At 65.4% G+C, this 19,134-nt stretch carries 12 protein-coding genes; 7 read left to right on the forward strand and 5 right to left on the reverse strand.

What is annotated here, in order from left to right; translation table 11 throughout:
* The first annotated feature begins 36 nt into the window (after positions 1 to 36).
* Positions 37 to 3,609, forward strand: a complete 3,573-nt coding sequence (locus ACZ9GA_RS04320; protein ID WP_457356890.1) for a glycosyltransferase — start codon at positions 37 to 39, stop codon at positions 3,607 to 3,609.
* Positions 3,610 to 4,937: 1,328 nt separating this feature from the next.
* Here the strand turns inward: ACZ9GA_RS04320 and ACZ9GA_RS04325 are convergent.
* Genes ACZ9GA_RS04325 through vioA form a run of 5 tightly spaced genes read right to left on the reverse strand, consistent with a single transcriptional unit; the run spans position 4,938 to position 12,161 of the window.
* Entirely contained in the window at positions 4,938 to 7,961 is a 3,024-nt protein-coding gene (locus ACZ9GA_RS04325) for a glycosyltransferase (RefSeq protein WP_457356889.1), read from the reverse strand.
* Positions 7,962 to 7,993: 32 nt separating this feature from the next.
* On the reverse strand, positions 7,994 to 9,241 hold the full coding sequence (locus ACZ9GA_RS04330; RefSeq protein WP_457356888.1) for a CDP-glycerol glycerophosphotransferase family protein: 1,248 nt from the start codon (positions 9,239 to 9,241) through the stop codon (positions 7,994 to 7,996).
* 34 nt (positions 9,242 to 9,275) lie between these two features.
* Entirely contained in the window at positions 9,276 to 9,740 is a 465-nt protein-coding gene (locus ACZ9GA_RS04335) for an adenylyltransferase/cytidyltransferase family protein (RefSeq protein ID WP_457356887.1), read from the reverse strand.
* Positions 9,741 to 9,750: 10 nt separating this feature from the next.
* The gene (locus ACZ9GA_RS04340) at positions 9,751 to 11,034 is read right to left on the reverse strand and encodes an ATP-grasp domain-containing protein (protein ID WP_457356886.1); all 1,284 of its coding nucleotides are present in this window, start codon (positions 11,032 to 11,034) and stop codon (positions 9,751 to 9,753) included.
* Complete coding sequence (gene vioA, locus ACZ9GA_RS04345; RefSeq protein WP_457356885.1) at positions 11,031 to 12,161, reverse strand: dTDP-4-amino-4,6-dideoxy-D-glucose aminotransferase VioA; 1,131 nt, start codon at positions 12,159 to 12,161, stop codon at positions 11,031 to 11,033. Before vioA ends, ACZ9GA_RS04340 begins: the two co-directional genes overlap by 4 nt.
* A gap of 841 nt (positions 12,162 to 13,002) precedes the next feature.
* Here vioA and pseB point away from each other — a divergent pair.
* From pseB to ACZ9GA_RS04375, 6 genes are all read left to right on the forward strand, one after another.
* Complete coding sequence (pseB, locus tag ACZ9GA_RS04350; RefSeq protein ID WP_457356884.1) at positions 13,003 to 14,004, forward strand: UDP-N-acetylglucosamine 4,6-dehydratase (inverting); 1,002 nt, start codon at positions 13,003 to 13,005, stop codon at positions 14,002 to 14,004.
* A complete protein-coding gene (gene pseC / locus ACZ9GA_RS04355; RefSeq protein ID WP_457356883.1) occupies positions 14,001 to 15,161 on the forward strand; it encodes a UDP-4-amino-4,6-dideoxy-N-acetyl-beta-L-altrosamine transaminase in 1,161 nt (386 codons plus the stop codon). The genes pseB and pseC overlap by 4 nt, the downstream gene beginning before the upstream one ends.
* Positions 15,158 to 15,859, forward strand: a complete 702-nt coding sequence (gene pseF / locus ACZ9GA_RS04360; RefSeq protein ID WP_457356882.1) for a pseudaminic acid cytidylyltransferase — start codon at positions 15,158 to 15,160, stop codon at positions 15,857 to 15,859. Before pseC ends, pseF begins: the two co-directional genes overlap by 4 nt.
* Positions 15,856 to 16,902, forward strand: a complete 1,047-nt coding sequence (gene pseG / locus ACZ9GA_RS04365; RefSeq protein ID WP_457356881.1) for a UDP-2,4-diacetamido-2,4,6-trideoxy-beta-L-altropyranose hydrolase — start codon at positions 15,856 to 15,858, stop codon at positions 16,900 to 16,902. The genes pseF and pseG overlap by 4 nt, the downstream gene beginning before the upstream one ends.
* Before the next feature lie 4 nt (positions 16,903 to 16,906).
* Positions 16,907 to 17,959, forward strand: coding sequence for a pseudaminic acid synthase (pseI, locus tag ACZ9GA_RS04370; protein WP_027981685.1), 1,053 nt, complete (start codon positions 16,907 to 16,909; stop codon positions 17,957 to 17,959).
* Between the two features lie 237 nt (positions 17,960 to 18,196).
* Positions 18,197 to 19,120, forward strand: coding sequence for a ketoacyl-ACP synthase III (locus ACZ9GA_RS04375; RefSeq protein WP_027981684.1), 924 nt, complete (start codon positions 18,197 to 18,199; stop codon positions 19,118 to 19,120).
* Positions 19,121 to 19,134: the final 14 nt, after the last annotated feature.

Raw genomic sequence — 19,134 nt, forward strand, 5'->3', positions numbered from 1 at the left:
GTCGCTGCGCGGCCGCTGAATGTTGAGTCTTGAGGCATGAACACCACCCCGCTTGTCAGCATCGTCATCCCCGCCCTGGACCCCAAGAATTTCCCCCGGGCGCTGAACAGCGCCGTGGCTCAGAACTATCCGCGCCTGGACGTGGTGGTGTGCGACGACACCCAGGGCAGCGAGATTCGCCAGGCCGTTGAAACCACCCGCCAGAACCTGCCGGCCCATGTCAGCCTGCGCTACGTGGCCAACCAGCAGGCGCTGGGCCTCAACGCCACGATCAATGCCTGCGTCGGCCTGGCCCAGGGCGAGTTCATCAAGGTGCTGTTCGACGAAGACTGGCTGATGCCCGAGCACACGCCGCTGCTGGCAGACGTGCTGGTGCGCAACCCGGATATCAGCGTCGCCAGCAGCCAGCACTACCTGTCCGACCCTGGCAACCGCATCATGCCCAACCGCATGGAGAACTCCGGTTTCATCGCCGGCGACACGCGCTTCAAGGGCAGCGACCTGCTGAGCATGTTCGAGGTATGGCCGGTCAACTTCATCGGCGGCCTGAGCAGCGTGCTGCTGCGCCGTGCCGACGTGGCCCCGCTGATGCCTGCACTGACCGTCAGCGAGGCGCCGTTCGAGGCCATGCTCGACCTGATGCTGTATTGCTGCCTGCTGTGCAAGGGCGACCTGGGCATTGTCGACAAATACCTGGCGGTGGAGCGCCTCAAGCCGCTGCGCCTGGCCGCCATCGCCGACCTGGAGATTGCCCGCCAGGGTGAATACCAGGCCATGGTGCAGTTCCTGAGTGGACGTGAAGGTGAGCGTGCCGAAAAGATCGGCGGCGTACGCCACCATGCACTGAACGCCACCGCCGCGGCCTGGGAAGAGGTGGGGCTGGGCCGCATGTTTGGCGTGCAGGCCGACACCATGTTCGACCACGTGGGCGTCAACTGCGACGACTACGACGCGGTCTACGAGCAATGGCTGCAATGCCGCGACTTCACCCCGGCGCAACTGCAGCAACTGCCCGCCCGGGTCGACGGCTGGGCACGCCAGGCCAAGATCATCCCGGTGATCATCGACCACCGTGGCGACGGCAGCCTGCAGGCCACCCTCGACAGCCTGGCGGCGCAGACCTGGTCGCCGGAAGCCATCCTGGTGATGTCGGCCACCGCCACCGAGCCGACCATCGTCGGCAACACCTTGAGCATGCCGCTCAATGCCGACTGGCCGCTGCAGCTCAACAGCATGCTGCGCGAACTGGACGGCTACGACTGGTTCTGCCTGCTGCGCGCCGGTGACGAACTGACCGCCCATGCCTTGCTGCTGCTGGCCGAACGCATCGCCGAGCGCGATGCCATGCAGGCCTGCTACTGGGACGAAGATGCCCTGGAAGCCGACGGCCATCGCGCGCCGGTGTTCCGCCCCGACTTCAACCTCGACCTGTTGCGCAGCTACCCCTACGTGGGCCGTGGCCTGGCGTTCAGCCGCGAGGCCTTTATCGAGCACGGCGGCTTTGCCCCGGGCCTGATCGAGCTCAGCCCCCACGACCTGATTTTCCGCCTGGTGGAAAACCGTGGCCCGCACGCCATCGAACACATCGGTGAAGTGCTGCTGCATGCCCGCCAGCACTTCCCGTCCTGGCTGGGCGAGCCCAGTGTGCGCGAAGGCAACGCGCCGATGGTGGCGCGCCACCTCAAGCGCTTGGCGCTGGACTTCGACATCGGCCAGGCCGACATCCGCCTGGTCAACCGCATTCAATACCGGCACGTCGGCCAACCGCTGGTCAGCGTCGTCGTCGCCAGCCAAGGCCGCCTGCGCGGTTTGCAGGACTGCCTGGAAAGCCTGCTGGCGCGTACCGCCTACACCCAGTTCGAAGTGGTGGTGGTGACCCCGGCCGATGAAAAAGCCGATGTGCGTGACTGGCTGCAAGCCATGGCCGAGATTGGCGGCGCCAAGCTGCGCGTGCTCCAGGCACCGGCGGCCAGCAGCCTGTCGGCGCTGGTCAACCTGGGCGCCCGCGATGCCCGTGGCGAGTACCTGCTGACCCTGAGTCAGGACTGCGTGGTGCTCGACGCTGGCTGGCTGGACGAAATGCTCGGCCATGCCCGCCGCCATGAAGTCGGCGTGGTGGGCGCGCGCCTGCAAGGCCCGGACGGCAGCGTCGAGCACGCGGGTCTGGTGCTGGGCCTGCGGGGCGCCGTGGGTTCGGTATTCGTCGGCGAGCCGGCGACGGCTGCCGGTTACCTGCACCGTCTGCAAGTGGTGCAGAACTACAGCGCCGTCAGCCAGCAATGCCTGCTGATCGACAAGCAGCTGTTCCTGGAACTCGATGGCCTGGCCGAAGGTGACCTGGCCCACGGCTTTGCCGATGTCGACCTGTGCCTGCGCGTGGGCGAGCAGGGCTACCTGGTGGTGTGGACGCCGTTCGCCGCACTGATGGTGCGCCGCCAGGAGCAGGTGCCCGACAGCGAAGCCCTGCTGGACTGGCGCCAGACCCAGCGCGCCGCTTTCAACCGCTGGCTGCCCAAGTTGGCCCGCGACCCTGCTTACAACAAGAACCTGAGCCTGATGGGCGCCAGCTTCACCATGAACGTTGGCCTGCGCCATGGCTGGCAGCCGTTTGCCCGGCACACGCTGCCGTTCGTGCTGGGCCTGCCGATCAACAAGGGTGCGGTGGGGCACTACCGCGTCATCCAGCCGCTGGCCGAACTGGCCAAGGCTGGCCTGGCCACGCACCAGGTCAACTTCGGCACGCCGTCGATCCTGGAAATCGAACGCATCGCGCCGGACAGCATCGTCTTCCAGGGCCGCTACAGTGCCGGTCCCGTGGACGGCATCGCCCAGGTCAAGGAGTTCTCCAAGGCCTTCCGCATCTTCGAGCTGGACGACTACCTGCTGGACGTGCCGGAGCAAAACGAACACCGCCGCTACCTGCACCGCGACATCCGCGAAACCCTACAGCGCGGGGTAGGGCTGTGCGACCGTCTGGTGGTGTCCACCGACTCCCTGGCCGACGCCATGTCCAGCATGCACCACGACATCGTGGTGGTGCCCAACATGCTGCCGCCTGACCGCTGGCGCCACCTGACCAGCCAGCGCCGCGTAGGCCGCAAGCCACGCGTGGGCTGGGGCGGTGGCACCAGCCACACCGGCGATCTGCTGTTGATCAAGGACGTGGTCAAAGCCCTGGCGGACGAAGTGGAATGGGTATTTTTGGGCATGTGCCCGGACGAACTGCGCCCCTACGTGCACGAATACCACGCCGCCGTACCGCTGGAACTGTACCCGCAGAAAATGGCCAGCCTCAACCTGGACCTGGCCCTGGCGCCGCTGGAACAGCACATCTTCAACGACTGCAAGAGCAACCTGCGCCTGCTCGAATACGGCGCCTGCGGCTACCCCGTGGTGTGCACCGACACCCGCAGCTACCGCGGCGACTTCCCGGTGACCTCGGTGAAGACCAACAGCACCCACGAGTGGCTGGAAGCGATCCGCATGCACCTGGCGGACCTGGATGCCAGTGCGCGGATGGGGGATGAGTTGAGGGCGGCGGTGCAGCGCGACTTCATGTTTGATGGCGCGGCGTTGGGGAGTTGGTTGAAGGCTTGGATGCCCGCCTAACCCTGTAGCCGCTGCCGATAGGCTGCGCTGGCCCTGTGCCTCGCTGGATATCTCCAGTGCTCACACCGCCCAGCGCAGCCTGGCGGCAGCGGCTACAGGATGCATTGCGTTGCCTGCATCGCGGCCAAGGCCGGCTCCTACCACGGACCGCGTAGGAGCCGACTTTAGTCGCGATGCAGACGACGCGGTCTCAAGACAGTTACAGCGCTGTAGCCGCTGCCGATAGGCTGCGCTGGCCCTGTGCCCCACTGAAAATCTCCAGTGCTCACACCGCCCAGCGCAGCCTGGCGGCAGCGGCTACAGGATGCATCGCGTTGCCTGCATCGCGGCCAAGGCCGGCTCCTACCACGGCCGGCGTAGGAGCCGACTTTAGTCGCGATGCAGACGACGCGGTCTCAAGACAGTTACAGCGCTGTAGCCGCTGCCGATAGGCTGCGCTGGCCCTGTACCTCACTGAAAATCTCCAGTGCTCACACCGCCCAGCGCAGCCTGGCGGCAGCGGCTACAGGATGCATTGCGTTGCCTGCATCGCGGCCAAGGCCAGCTCCTACCACGGACGGCGTAGGAGCCGACTTTAGTCGCGATGCAGACGACGCGGTCTCAAGACAGTTACAGCGCTGTAGCCGCTGCCGATAGGCTGCGCTGGCCCTGTGCCCCACTGAAAATCTCCAGTGCTCACACCGGCCAGCGCAGCCTGGCGGCAGCGGCTACAGGATGCATTGCGTTGCCTGCATCGCGGCCAAGGCCAGCTCCTACCACGGACGGCGTAGGAGCCGACTTTAGTCGCGATGCAGACGACGCGGTCTCAAGACAGTTACAGCGCTGTAGCCGCTGCCGATAGGCTGCGCTGGCCCTGTGCCCCACTGAAAATCTCCAGTGCTCACACCGGCCAGCGCAGCCTGGCGGCAGCGGCTACAGGATGCATTGCGTTGCCTGCATCGCGGCCAAGGCCGGCTCCTACCACGGACCGCGTAGGAGCCGACTTTAGTCGCGATGCAGACGACGCGGTCTCAAGACAGTTACAGCGCTGTAGCCGCTGCCGATAGGCTGCGCTGGCCCTGTGCCTCACTGAAAATCTCCAGTGTTTACACCGGCCAGCGCAGCCTGGCGGCAGCGGCTACGGGATGCATTGCGTTGCCTGCATCGCGGCCAAGGCCGGCTCCTACCACGTGCGGCGTAGGAGCCGACTTTAGTCGCGATGCAGACGACGCGGTCTCAAGACAGTTACCGCGCTGTAGCCGCTGCCGATAGGCTGCGCTTGTCCTGCGGCTCACTGAAAATCTCCAGTGTTCACACCGGCCAGCGCAGCCTGGCGGCAGCGGCTACAGTCAGGCCACCAACCAATGCCGCGCGATATTCTCCAAATCCGGCGTATGCCACTGCCGCACATCCTTATGCACCGCCCGCAACGCCTCCGCCGCTTCGGCATCCGGGATCACCAGCCGATCCACCAGCGGCGCCACGGCCTGCAACTGCGGCATGATCGCTGCGATGTAACCCTTCAGATCCAGCCCCTGGTCCAGCGCCTGGGCGATGCTCTGGCTCAAGTCCACCACCCGTAGCGCCGGCACCACGGCCTGTTCTTCGATCTGTGCGATGCGCAGCGGGTCGGTCAGCGACAGTGAGTAAACGATGCTGTCCGGCGCAAAGCGCTGCAGTTCCAGCGCGCTGAGCATCGGCTGGCACACCACGCCTTCCAGGCGCTGGCTATCCTGCAGGGCCTTGAACACTTGCTGGGTGATCTGCTCTTCGCCACTGACCGCGGTCTGGCACAGTACGCGCGGCAGCAGCGCCTGGCCGATACGGCGCCATTCGCGGCTGAAGCGGTAGTCGGGGCGGAAGCCGCCACGGTCCAGGCGCAGGTTCTGGTTGTAGGCCGGGTCGTCCGCCAGCAGGGGCAGCCAGCGCTGTTGCAGGGTGCGACGCTCCAGGCGCGCCGCTTCTTCGGCGGCGGCCGAGGGCAGCGGTTGTACGCTGTCGAGCAGCGTCACGTGGGCGAACGGGGTCCAGACCGTCAGGCAACCGGCCTGCAGGCTGCGCAGGCACAGGTCCAGGGTGGCCGCGCTCAGGCTCAGCGCATTGTCCAGGCCACCCAGCTGATTGAACACCTCGCGGCGCATCATCAGGCAGTCGCCGCTCACGGCGCTGTAGTTCTGGTCCACCAGCAGGCGGTCCAGGTATCCGCGCGCATCGCTCGGTTCGTTGAAAAACGCAGGGCCGGCGATGTCGTCCAGGCCCAGGATCAACCCGGCACTCTGGCAGCGGCCTTGGCTGTCGACCAGCTTGGGCCCCACCACCGCCACTTCGCCACGCACCGCGTGGTTGATCAGGTTATCCAGCCATTGTGGCTGTTCGATCAGCGTGTTGCCGGCCAGCATCACCAGGTAATCGTTGGTCAATGTGGCCGCGGTGGCATTGAGCGCCGCTACCGCTGGCAACTGCGCATGGGACGCCACCCACACGCGCGAATCATAGTCGCGACCCAGGGTGGCCAGCCACGCGCGGGTGGACTCGCTGGTACCGGCGACGTTCACCATCACCACGTCGAAGTCCGGGTTGGCGGTCACTTCCAGCAAGCTGTTCAGGCAGCGCTGCAACAGCGCCAGCGGCTGGTCGGCCAGCACCATCACCGTGCTGCGCGAGTGGTGCGGCAGGTTGTAGAGAATGCGGTAATGGCCGTCGGCAAGGGCTGCCACCCGCGCCTGGGCATAGCCGCGCGCTTGCAGGTGACGGTGCAGCAACGCTTCCACGTGCGGGTCGGCGGCGCTGCTGGGCGTGTCGGCCACCAGGATCGGTTCGTTGACGTGGCCAAGGCCAGCCAGGCCTTCGCTTTCCACCAGGCGCAGGATCATCGCCAATTCGCTGGCGCTGCCGCACTCATGTTCGAAACCGCCCATGGCCTGCACACAGGCCTTGTTCCACAACCAGTGACGGCTCATGTGTGCCGGGGCGCTGAGCAGATAGTCCAGGTTGAAGCCGGGGCGGTAGGCGCTGTTCATGTCGCTGGCGCCGACGCGGTAGAACTCGTCGCCATAAATGGCGCGGCAACCCGGTGCGGCCAGCAGCTCCAGGGCCATGGTCTGCAGGCCTGCGGGCAAGAAGCGCACGCCGGCCTCAACGCGCATGAACCAGGCGCAGTCAAACGCGCCCAGGCGTGCGTTGAGGGTCTGCTCCAACTGCCCCGGGGTGTAGGTGACGAATTGCAGGTCGGCGTTGGAGTGCTGTGGGTCCAGGGTCAGCGGTGTCAGCACCATGACGCCCAGGTTGTCGTAATGCGCGGTGTCGCTGTCCAGGCTTTGCAGGGTCTGGATCACTGGCTCCAGGTTGCCCTCGCGGTCGATGATGACGATGCCCAGGCGGCCGTCCTGGCGATGCTGTTGCAGGTGCTCGTCGATCAGCGCGGCATGGCTTTTCACCGGCGCGCGGCTGGCCAGCCAGTCGCTGATCGAACCGCTGTCGCGGCTGTTCTCGGCGGCGGCGCGGGCCTGGGTCAGGCGCACGAACTCGTCCAACTGGTCCCAGAAAATGTCTTCGATGCCCAGTTGGTAGGCGCGCATGCCCGGCAATTCGGCGCGGGCCCGCTCCAGGCTGGCGTCGCTGTCGTCCCAGGCGAAACCGCCGCCCAGGTCGTCGGCGGTCTTCTGCGTGGCGGCCAGGTGTTCATGGCCAGGCGCGCGCAGGGCCACCACCGGGCAGCCGCTGAGCAGCGCCTTGGTGCAGGTCGAACCGGCTTCGTAGGTGTACAGCGCCTTGGCGCCCTTGAAGGCGTGGGCCAGCTGTTGCAGGGTCAGCGGGCTGTCCATCGACAGCAGCTGGATGTCGTCAGGCAGCTGGGCGTAGTTCACCGCTTCGGCGGGCAGGCGGTGCAGGTACAGGTAGTTGCTGGTGCGCACCCGGCTGTCGTCGGGGGCGAACAGGTTCATGTCGGTGGACGGCAGCGTCAGCACGTTGACCGATTCATCCGCAGCGCCCTGGTAGAACTCGGGGCGGAAGTAGAAGAACAGATCATCCGGGCCGGCTTCCACCGAGCCAGGGCCCAGGGCGCCTTCGCGGTTGAGCATGTAGCGCACGCACACCGGGGTGTTGAGGATGTTGCCGGGGTACACCTCGGCGTACACGGCAATCGGCGTGCGGCCGTCGCGCTGGTGCTGCTGGCGGATACCCTCGGTGAGGATCGGCGTCTTGAGGTCCGGGTTGACCTTGCTGCAGCCCGTCACCCAGGCGTCGTGGCCTTGCAGGTTGAGGGCGTGGCACAGGTAGTGCAACACCTGGATACCGGCAGAGGTTTCGCGGTAGTCGGGCGCGGTGATGTAGTACGGGAACCCGGGTTTGCGATGAAGCCGACCGGCCATGAGTTATCCACCTGTTGAGAAGTTGTCTGGGATCAAGCCAGTTGTCTGATGCGTTCGATCACGCGCTGGCAGTTGCCGGCGTCGGTGTGGGCGAAAAACAGTTTGCGGGCCATGCGGTAGCGGTCGCTGTCCACTTGCGCAGGCGCGCGCAGTTCCTGGTCCAGGGCCTGTAGCAGGGCGTCGGAGCTGCCCACCACGGGGCCGGGGAACACCAGGTCCAGGTCGTACAGCACGCCGTCCTGCTGTTGCTGGTAGTGCTCAAGGTCATAGGCGAAGCTGAACACCGGTTTGTCCAGGTACAGCGCATCGATGTACACGCTGGAATAGTCGGTCACCACCAGGTCTGCTGCGCGCAGCACGCAGGCAATGTCGGGGTACTGCTGGTGGTCCAGCTCGACGATGTTCTGGCCGTCGATCAGTTGCTCGATGTTGAATACCTCGGCGGCGTTCTTGAAGTAGTGCAGGCGGATGCCCAGGATGGCGTTGTGGCGGGCCAGCAGGGCGCGGATGGCCTGGGCTTCCTGTTCGCTGAACTGGTAATACGCCGCACCCGCCACGCTGACCTGACGGTAGGTGGGGGCGTAGACGATCAGGGTTTTGTCGCCCTTGAGGCGCTCGATGCGTTCCAGGCCGTCGCGCAGGTAGGCGGGCAGTTGCGGGCGTGGCATCACCAGGAAGTCGCTGCGCGGCAGGCCGGTCACCCACACGCGGTCATAGGTGATGGGGTGGAACATGGTGGCCATGGCGTGGCTGTCGATGGCCGACGAGGTGATCAGCCCGGCGTAGTGCGAGCGCTCGATGCGCCGGAAGGCCACGCGGTCGGTGTGCTTGCGCACTTCATCGTTGGCCAGGGCCAGCAGCTTCTTGAGCGGGATGCCGTGCCACAGGTTGATGATGGTGCGCGGCTTGAGTGCCGGGCGTACCACGCTGAACTGGCGCGGTGGCCAGCGCATGGACAGGTCCATGGACACTGAGTGGGTCACCAGCAGCACCTTGCAGCGCCACAGCACGAACAGCCCGGTAAGGGTCTGCAGGTCGACGATGCGCGTGTTCACCGCCCCTTCCAGGGTGAAGGTCACGGGTACGCCACGGGTGAAGATGATTTTCTCCAGCGCAGGGTCGGCTTTCACGGCCTCGAACACCGCGCGGGCGTTTTCCACGAACTGATCGGATTTCAGGTGATGGACACAAAACCCCCAGCGCTGTGGCTTCTTGCTCACACAGCGGTCAATCAGGCGCCACAGCGGAAGTACCACCAGGTCCGCAACCAGTTTACGCATTCAACGCTCCATAGCCCGGTATTGCTTTGTCTGTTTATCGAGATTGCAGCTGGTCCACGACCCGTTGCAGCTGATCCACCGCGCGCTGCAATTCCAGCATCTGGTCAGCGTGCAGGGCCTGGGCCAGGCGGCGGATTTCGGTCGAGGAAATGTCGCGGGTGCGCGGCAGGTACACCACCTGGCAGATGTCGCTGAGGTCGTCGAACTTGCCCGCCCAGTCATCACCGATGGCGAAGATGTGCGCGCCTTCGCGCAGGATGTCGCTGCGCTTCTGGTCCCAGTGGGTTTCCGGGATCACGTGGTCCACGTAGCGCACCGACTTGAGGATCTCGACCCGCTGGGCATAGGGGGCGATGGATTTCTTGCCCTTCTGGTGGTTGAACTCATCGGTGGAGCAGCCCACCACCAGGCGGTCGCCCAGGCCCTTGAGGCGGCGCAGCAGGTGGACGTGGCCGACATGGAACAGGTCGAACGTGCCGTAAGTGATTACCGTGGTCATGGCGCCGTCCTTACGGTTCTGGGCTGGTCAGCAGCATTTCGATCATGCTGCAGTCGAAGGTATGGATACCGCGGCTGCGCGACACTTCCAGGCGCTCGGCGTAGCTGTCGTCCACCAGGATGGCGTCGCTCTCGCGGATAAACGCCGACTTCGGCTGGCCGTCGGTAATGTGGATGATCTCGTCGAACAGGCCGGCCAGGCGAAAGCGCGCAAGGGTAGCGGCCAGGTCATGGCGGTGGCGGGTGATCAGCTTCACCGTGCGGCCCAGGTTGAGGGCGCGGTACACCAGGCTCACCACCTGGGTGTTGACCTGCTCGCGGAAAATCAGCGTGTCGTCCAGGTCCACGTACAGGGTGGAGTACTGCACGTCATGGCGGTAGCGGTTGCCCAGGGCGCGGTCCACTTCCACGCAGCCTTCGTAGGCCAGGATGCCCACCGGCGCACGTTCCTGCTCGTAAATGCTCAGCAGAGCGAAGTTCACCCCGCGCACGCGGTTGGTGGACATGCTGCCGGCAATGCGTGGGGCCACTTCCAGCAGGGTCAGGGCACCGTCGGCGGCGCGCTTGACCTGGAAGAACCAGGCGCCGCGCATCTTCAGTTCGTCGCTGATGCGCTGGGCCATGGCCTGGGCCTGGGGCAATTCTTCGGTGACGCTGTTGACGGCGATGCCGTTGCGGATGCGCAGGCGGCGGCGCGCCGAGGCATACAGCAGGCCGCGCTCGCGATCGGAGAAGCAGTCCACGGTGAATTCTTCGCCGGGCAGGTACTGGCAGATCAGCGGGTCGGGCAGGGCGGCGCAGGCGCGTTGCAGGGCGGCGGCGTCATCGCAGCGGGCGATGCCCTGGCTGCCTTGGCCACGGTCCGGCTTGACGAACACCGGGAAGCTTTCGACCTGTTCGGCGTGCTTGAACACCTGCGGCACCTGCACGGTGTCACGCAGGCGCTCATACGTGCTGGACTTGCGCCGGGTCAGCCGGCACACCTCGGGGCTGGCGCCGACGATGACCGCCGGCAGCTTGTCGGCCACCTCATGCAGGGCAATGATGGCGTCGTCGTAGGCGGGGAAGATGTAGTCGATCTTCAGCTGCTTGCACAGCTTGACCAGCGCCGGCAGCCAGCCCTCTTCGTGGATGCTGGGCAGCGGGTGGTAGTCGGGGTACACCAGCTGCGCCGGGTTGCTGATGGGCTGCCCGGCGCCGTGGATCCGGACTTCCTTGCAGTATTGCAAGGCGTGGAAAATCTCCAGGCCGATTTCGGTACCGGCCGGAAACACCAGGACCTGACGAACGTTCATCGCGGCACTCCCGTTGGCTGTGCGTGATGGCGCAGCAAGTGGCAGATGGTGTCCACCACTTCCTGGGCCAGATCAGGATATATCGGCAGGCACAGCACTTGGCGTGAGGTTTTTTCTGCAACCGGCAGCAATTCGCCGGCGGCGGACGGCAGGCCGCGGTACATGGGGAATTCGCTGATCAGCGGGTAGAAGTAGCGACGGGCCAGAATGTCGTGGTCGCGCATCAGGTCGTAGACCTGGTCGCGGCTGAGCGGGTAGTCGCTGTCGATGAAAATCGGCAGGTACGAATAGTTGGCGGTCAGGTCGGTGCGGCGCTGCATCAGGCGGATGCCCTGCACGCCTTCCAGGCCCTGGCGGTAGGCCTGGTCGATCAGCTTGCGGCGCGCCAGGGCGTCATCGATGTGGCGCAGTTGCAGCATGCCGAAGGCGGCGTTGATTTCGCTCATCTTGCCGTTGATGCCGGGCGCCACCACCGTCACTTCGTCGGCGAAACCGAAGTTTTTCAGGTAGTCGATGCGCTTCTTGGTCTTGGCGTCGGGGCACACGATGGCGCCGCCTTCGAAGGTGTTGAACACCTTGGTGGCGTGGAAGCTGAGGATCGACAGGTCACCGTGGCGCAGCACGCTGGTGCCGTTCTGGCGTACGCCGAAACAGTGGGCGGCGTCGTAGATGACTTTCAGGCCGTAGTTGTCGGCGATGGTCTGGATGGCCTCCACATCACACGGCGTGCCGTAGCAATGCACCGGCAGGATGGCGCTGGTGGCGGGCGTGATGGCCTTCTCGATGCTGGCAGGGTCCAGGTTGCAGGTGACCGGATCGATGTCGACGAACACGGGCTTGAGGTCATTCCACAGCAGCGAATGGGTGGTGGCCACGAACGAATACGGGGTGGTAATGACCTCGCCGGTAATGCGCAGCGCCTGCAGCGCGGTCACCAGTGCCAGGGTGCCGTTGGCGAACAGGCACAGGTGCTCCACGCCCAGGTAGTCTGCCAGGGCCTTTTCCAACTGCTGGTGGAACGGGCCGGCGTTGGTCAGGCGGCGCGTTTGCCAGATTTCTTCCAGGTACGGGATGAATTCTTCCAGCGGAGGCAGAAGCGGGCTGGTAACGGGGATGACTTTGGACATGATTGTGCTGGCGCTCCACGGAAGGTCCTGCGCGCGTGGGGGGCCGTCAATAAACGGACGCCAGGCGTCGACAGAGGCGTAACAGCAATTTCTCTGCCAAATACATGCGTAAAGAAAAACATCCGATACAAAGCACCGCTTCTAGCCGCTGCCACCAGGCTGCGCTGGCCGGCGTGAACCCCCACAGATTACAGCGAAGCACAGGGCCAGCGCAGCCTTCGGCAGCGGCTACGGTCCGCCTGTAGCCGCTGCCGCCAGGCTGCGCTGGCCGGCGTGAACCCCCACAGATCTACAGCGAAGCACAGGGCCAGCGCAGCCTTCGGCAGCGGCTACGGTCTGCCTGTAGCCGCTGCCGCCAGGCTGCGCTGGCCCGCGTGAACCCCCACAGATCTACAGCGAGGCACAGGGCCCGCGCAGCCTTCGGCAGCGGCTACGGTCCGCCTGTAGCCGCTGCCGCCAGGCTGCGCTGGCCAGCGTGAACCCCACAGATCTACAGCGACGCACAGGGCCAGCGCAGCCTTCGGCAGCAGCTACGGTCCGCCTGTAGCCGCTGCCGCCAGGCTGCGCTGGCCGGCGTGAACCCCACAGATCTACAGCGAAGCACAGGGCCAGCGCAGCCTTCGGCAGCGGCTACGCTCCGCCTGTAGCCGCTGCCGCCAGGCTGCGCTGGCCAGCGTGAACCCCGCAGATCTGCAGCGAGAGGCACAGGGCCAGCGCAGCCTTCGGCAGCGGTTACGCAATGGTGGGGCGACATGGCCTGCATTTTGCTCAACATCACGGAATCCGCGGCCCGGGTCAGAAAACCGTCCCCCGGCGGCCGCCTGATCTAAGGAACCTGTGCATGTTCAACGGCAAATCCCTCTTCATCACCGGCGGTACCGGTTCCTTCGGTCGCAATTTCATTCGTCGCCTGCTTGAGCAGTACCAGCCCAAGCGCGTGGTGGTGTTTTCCCGCGACGAGCTCAAGCAGTACGAGATGCAGCAGAGCTTCAACGCCCCGTGCATGCGCTACTTCATTGGTGACGTGCGCGACGCCGAGCGCCTGCGCGTGGCCATGCGCGGCATCGATTACGTGATCCACGCTGCCGCCCTAAAGCAAGTGCCGGCGGCGGAATACAACCCCACCGAATGCATCCGCACCAACGTCAACGGCGCCGAGAACGTGATTGCCGCGGCCATCGACAATGGCGTGAAGAAGGTCATCGCCCTGTCCACCGACAAGGCCGCCAGCCCGATCAACCTGTACGGCGCCACCAAGCTGCTGTCGGACAAGCTGTTCGTGGCCGCCAACAACATTGCCGGTGACCAGCAAACCCGTTTTGCCGTGGTGCGCTACGGCAACGTCGCCGGCTCGCGTGGCTCGGTGGTGCCGTTCTTCAGCAAGCTGATCAGTGAAAAGGCCCGCGAGCTGCCGATCACCGACCCGCGCATGACGCGCTTCTGGATCACCTTGGACCACGGCGTGCAGTTCGTGCTCGACAATTTCGCCCGCATGCACGGCGGCGAGATCTTCGTGCCGAAAATCCCGTCGATCCGCATCGTCGACCTGGCCACGGCCATGGCCCCCGAGTTGCCGCAGACCCTGGTGGGCATCCGCCCAGGTGAAAAGCTGCACGAGCTGATGGTGCCGCTGGACGACGCCCGCGCCACCCTGGAATTCGACGACCACTACACCATCCAGCCGTCGATCCGCTTCACCCACACCGACCTGGACTTTGCCCTGGATGGCCTGGGCGAGCGCGGCCGGCCGGTGAGCGAGGACTTCGAATACCGCTCCGACATCAACCCGCAGTTCCTCGATGTACAGCAGATCGCTGCCCTGCACGCGGAACTCAAGCCGTGATTCCGTACGGTCGGCAAAGCATTGACGCCGCCGACATCGACGCCGTGGTGCAGGTGCTGCAGTCGGACTGGCTGACCCAGGGGCCTGCCCTTGAGCGCTTCGAAAGCGCCATGGCGCAATATTGCCACGCCGGTCACGGTGTGGCGGTGTGCAACGCCACGGCCGCCCTGCACATCGCCTGCCTGGCGGCGGGCCTGGGCGAGGGCGACTGGCTGTGGACCTCGCCCAACACCTTCCTGGCCTCGGCCAACTGTGGCCGCTATTGCGGCGCCCAGGTGGACTTCGTCGACATCGACCCCGGCACCCTGAACCTGGACGCCGACAAACTGGCGCAGAAGCTGGCGATGGCCGAGCAGCAGGGGCGCCTGCCCAAGGTCGTGGTGGCCGTGGCCTTCGCCGGCCAGAGTTGCGACATGCGCGCCATCGCCCAATTGGCCGAGCGCTACGGCTTCTGCCTGATCGAGGACGCGTCCCACGCCGTGGGCGCGCGCTACGAAGGGCGCCCGGTGGGTTGTGGCGAATTCGCGCAAATGACCGTGTTCAGCTTCCACCCGGTGAAAATCATCACCACCGGCGAGGGGGGCATGGTGCTGACCAACAGCCCGGAACTGGCCGCGCGCCTCAAGCGCCTGCGCAGCCACGGCATGACCCGCGATGCAGTGGACATGGATGAACCCAGCCACGGCCCCTGGTACTACCAGCAGGTGGAGCTGGGCTTCAATTACCGCATGACCGACATGCAGGCGGCCCTGGGCCTGTCGCAGCTGCACAAGCTGGACCGTTTCGTGGCCCGCCGCCGGCAACTGGCGGCGCGCTATGCACGCTTGCTGGCCGACTTGCCGGTGAACCTGCCCGGCGTGCAGGCGGGCGCCCAATCGGCATGGCACCTGTATGTGGTGCGCCTGAACCTGCCGCGCATCGCCCTGGGCCATCGCGAGGTGTTCGAGGCGCTGCGTGCTGCCGGTATCGGCGTGCAACTGCACTACATCCCCGTGCACCTGCAACCTTATTACCGGGACATGGGCTTCGCCCTGGGCGACTTCCCCGAGGCCGAGCAGTATTACAGCCAGGCCATCAGCCTGCCGCTGTTCGCCGCCATGACGGATGCCGAGCAGGACCAGGTCGTTGCTACCCTGAAAGGGATTGTGTGCCCATGAGCGCGGTGGCGATCATCCCCGCCCGTGGTGGCAGCCAGCGTATCCCACGCAAAAACCTCAAGTTGTTCGACGGCGTGCCGATCATTGCCTGGTCCATCCGTGCGGCCTTGGGCAGCGGGTTGTTCGACGAGGTGGTGGTGAGCACCGACGACGATGAAATCGCCGAGGTGGCCCGTGCCCACGGCGCGCAGGTGCCGTTCCGCCGGCCTGCCAGCCTGGCCGATCATCACACCGGTACCACGGCGGTGGTGCAGCACGCCTTGCAGGCCTTGGGCACCGCCCACGACCTGGCCTGCTGCATCTATGCTACAGCGCCTATGCTCACGGCTGCCGACCTGCAGCAGGGGCTGGCCGCCTTGCAGGGCAATGACGACAAGTGTTTTGCGTTCTCGGTGTGCAGTTACGCCTTCGCGGTCCAGCGTGCCTTGCAGTTGGACGGGCAGGGCGGTGTCGCCGCGTTGTATCCCGAATTCAGTCAGGTTCGCTCCCAGGACCTGACGCCCGCCTGGCATGACGCCGGGCAGTTTTACTGGGGGCGCCGCCAGGCCTGGTTGCAGGGCCTGCCCATGTTCGCTGGGCACAGCCTGCCGATCATGCTGCCGCGCCACCGTGTGCAGGACATCGACACGCCGGAAGACTGGCGTCGCGCCGAATACATGTTTGCCGCCCTCAAGGCGGCTGGGGAGTTGAACCCGTGAAGGTGCTGATCCGTGCCGACGCTTCGCACACCATCGGCAGTGGCCATATCGCCCGTTGCCTGACCCTGGCCCACTGTCTGCGCAAGCAGGGTGCCCAGGTCACGTTCGCCAGCCTGACGCTGCCCGGCCACCGCCTGGTGAACCTGTCGGCCGAGGGCTGGAACACCTATGCCATGAAGCCTGGCGCCAGCAGCTGCGACATCGAAGCGCTGCTGCCGTGGCAGGACGATATCGAGGCGTTGAAAAACGTCGGCCAGTTCGACTGGGTCATCGTCGACCACTACGGCCTCGATGCGCGCTGGGAAACCGCCGCGCGGGCCTACGCGCCGCGGATCATGGCCATCGATGACCTGGCCAATCGCGAGCACAGCGCCGACCTGCTGCTGGACCAGAACCTGACGGCCAGCGCCGAGGCCTACGCCGGCCTGCTGACGCCTGACTGCAACACCTATTTTGGCCCGCGTCATGCCTTGCTGGGCTCGGCCTACGAGGCCCTGCGAGTGTCGATCCGCCCGCACGTGCAGCGCGTGCTGGTCAACTTCGGCGGTTTCGATTTCAACGGCAATACGCTCAAGGCCATGGTCGCCCTTGAAGGCCTCACCGGCCTTGAAGTGGACTTCATCGCCGGCCACAACAACCCGGACTGGGCCCACCTGCAAGCCTACGTGGCCACGCGGCCGAACTGGGCCCTGCACAGCTTCGTCGAGGATTTCCCGGCGCTGATGGCCACCGCCGACCTGTTCATCGGCGCCGGTGGCGGCACCACCTGGGAGCGCGCGGCCGTGGGCATGCCGACCATTTGCCTGGCCGTGGCCCATAACCAGCAGGCCAACGCCGAACTGATGGCGGTGGCGGGCGCCCACGTGTACCTGGGCGAAGCCGCCGATGTCAGCTCACAGGCCCTTCGCCAGTCGGTGATGGGGCTGCTGGACGACGTTCAGCGCCGCCATTCCCTGGCCGAACACTCTCGTCAACTGGTGGACGGCATGGGCGCCTTGCGCCTGGCCTGGGCCCTGTTTGCCGCAGCACCGTCGCAAGGATAGTTCTATGCCCAGCTTCAAGATCGGTCACCGCGCCATCGGCCTCGACGCGCCGCCCTTTGTCATCGCCGAGATGAGCGGCAACCACAATCAGTCGCTGGAGCGCGCGCTGGCCATCGTCGATGCCGCCGCCAAGGCGGGCGCCCATGCGCTGAAGTTGCAGACCTACACCGCCGACACCATGACCCTGGACATCGACCAGGGCGAGTTCCGCATCAGCGACCCCGACAGCCTGTGGGCCGACACCTCGCTGTACGCGCTGTACCAGCAGGCGCACACACCGTGGGAATGGCACGCGCCGATCTTCGAACGGGCGAAAAGCCACGGCATGCTGGCGTTCTCCTCGCCGTTCGATGAGAGCGCCGTCGACTTCCTGGAAAGCCTGGAGGTGCCGGCCTACAAGATCGCCAGTTTCGAGAACACCGACCTGCCGCTGATCCGCAAGGCAGCCTCCACCGGCAAGCCACTGATCATCTCCACCGGCATGGCCAGCGTCGCCGAGCTGGACGAAAGCGTGCGCGCCGCCCGCGCCGCCGGCTGCCGTGACCTGATCCTGCTCAAGTGCACCAGCACCTACCCGGCTTCCCCGCTCAACACCCACCTGCGCACCATCGCCCATATGCGCGAGTTGTTCGGCTGCGAAGTGGGCCTGTCCGACCACACCATGGGCGTGGGCGCGGCAGTGGCGGCGGTGGCACTGGGCGCCAGCGTGGTGGAAAAGCACTTTACCCTCGACCGCAGCGCCGGTGGCGTGGACGCCAGCTTCTCGCTGGAGCCGGCGGAACTGGCCAGCCTGGTCACCGAGACCGAGCGTGCCTGGCAGGCCCTGGGCCAGGTGCAGTACGGCGCCACCACCGCCGAGCAGAAGTCGCTGGTGTACCGCCGCTCGCTGTACGTGGTGCGTGACGTGGCGGCGGGTGAGCCGCTGACCCGCGACAATGTGCGTGCCATTCGTCCCGGCCTGGGCCTTGCCCCACGGCACCTGGACAACGTGCTGGGGCGTGCGGCACGCCGCCCTCTGGCCCGCGGCATGGCGCTGGATTGGTCAATGATTGACTGAACGGTCGCTTAAGCATGGCCAAAAAACGCGAAATCATGTTGAATCAACGTGACCTGTGAGTCATAACGGGCATCTCCACTGTAACCTGATGTTGGGTGACGTGGGCGCAGTGCCATGACTCATGGCCCCGGCGTCGCCTGTTTTCGCCCCCTCGCGGGTGATGCAAATCCCGGTTTTGTTGGCGCCCCTCCATCATGTGAGCGGTGATATTTAGCTCTTTATTATTGGGAAGCCATAATGATTGGCATAAAAAGCATAGCGAGTTACGTGCCTTCCGAAGGCGTTGATAACTACGCCCAGGGTGCCAAATTTGCCAAGGACGAAGAGTTCATCCTGGGCAAGATCGGCTCCGCTTTCCTGCCGCGCAAAGACGCGGGCCAGGAGACCTCCGACCTGTGCGTCGAAGCGGTCAATGCTCTGTTTGCGAATAACCCCGAGCTTAAACGCGAGTCCATCGACGCGCTGATCGTCGTCACCCAGAACGGTGACGAAGAAGGCCTGCCGCACACGGCCGCCATCGTCCAGGACAAACTGGGCCTGCCGACCCACGTGGCGGCGTTCGACATCTCCCTGGGCTGTTCGGGTTATGTCTACGGCATCTACGCGATGAAGGGCTTCATGGAAGCCGCTGGCCTGAAAAACGGCCTGCTGATCACCGCCGACCCGTATTCGAAGATCGTCGACCCGGAAGACCGCAACACCACCATGCTGTTCGGTGATGCCGCGACCGCCACCTGGATGGGTGAGGATGCGGTATGGCAGCTGGGCAAGGCCAAGTTCGGCACCGACGGTTCGGGTGCGCCGCACCTGAAGGTCACCGATGGCGTGTTCTTCATGAACGGCCGCCAGGTGTTCAACTTCGCACTGCTGAAAGTGCCAGCGCACCTGCATGAACTGCTGGGCGAATCGGGCCTGACGCCGGACGACATCGATGCGTTCTGCATCCACCAGGGCAGCGCCGCCATCGTCGACGCCGTGGCGCGTCGCTTCGAGGACAAGCCCGAGAAGTTCATCAAGGACATGGTCGAGACGGGCAACACCGTATCGTCCAGCGTGCCGTTGCTGCTGGAAAAGCACGTGATGGACGCGACCTGGAAACGCGTGGCCATCAGCGGCTTCGGCGTGGGGCTGTCCTGGGGCTCGGCGATTCTGCATCGCTGATTCCCCACCTGATG

This window comes from Pseudomonas sp. TE3644 (assembly GCF_056278815.1).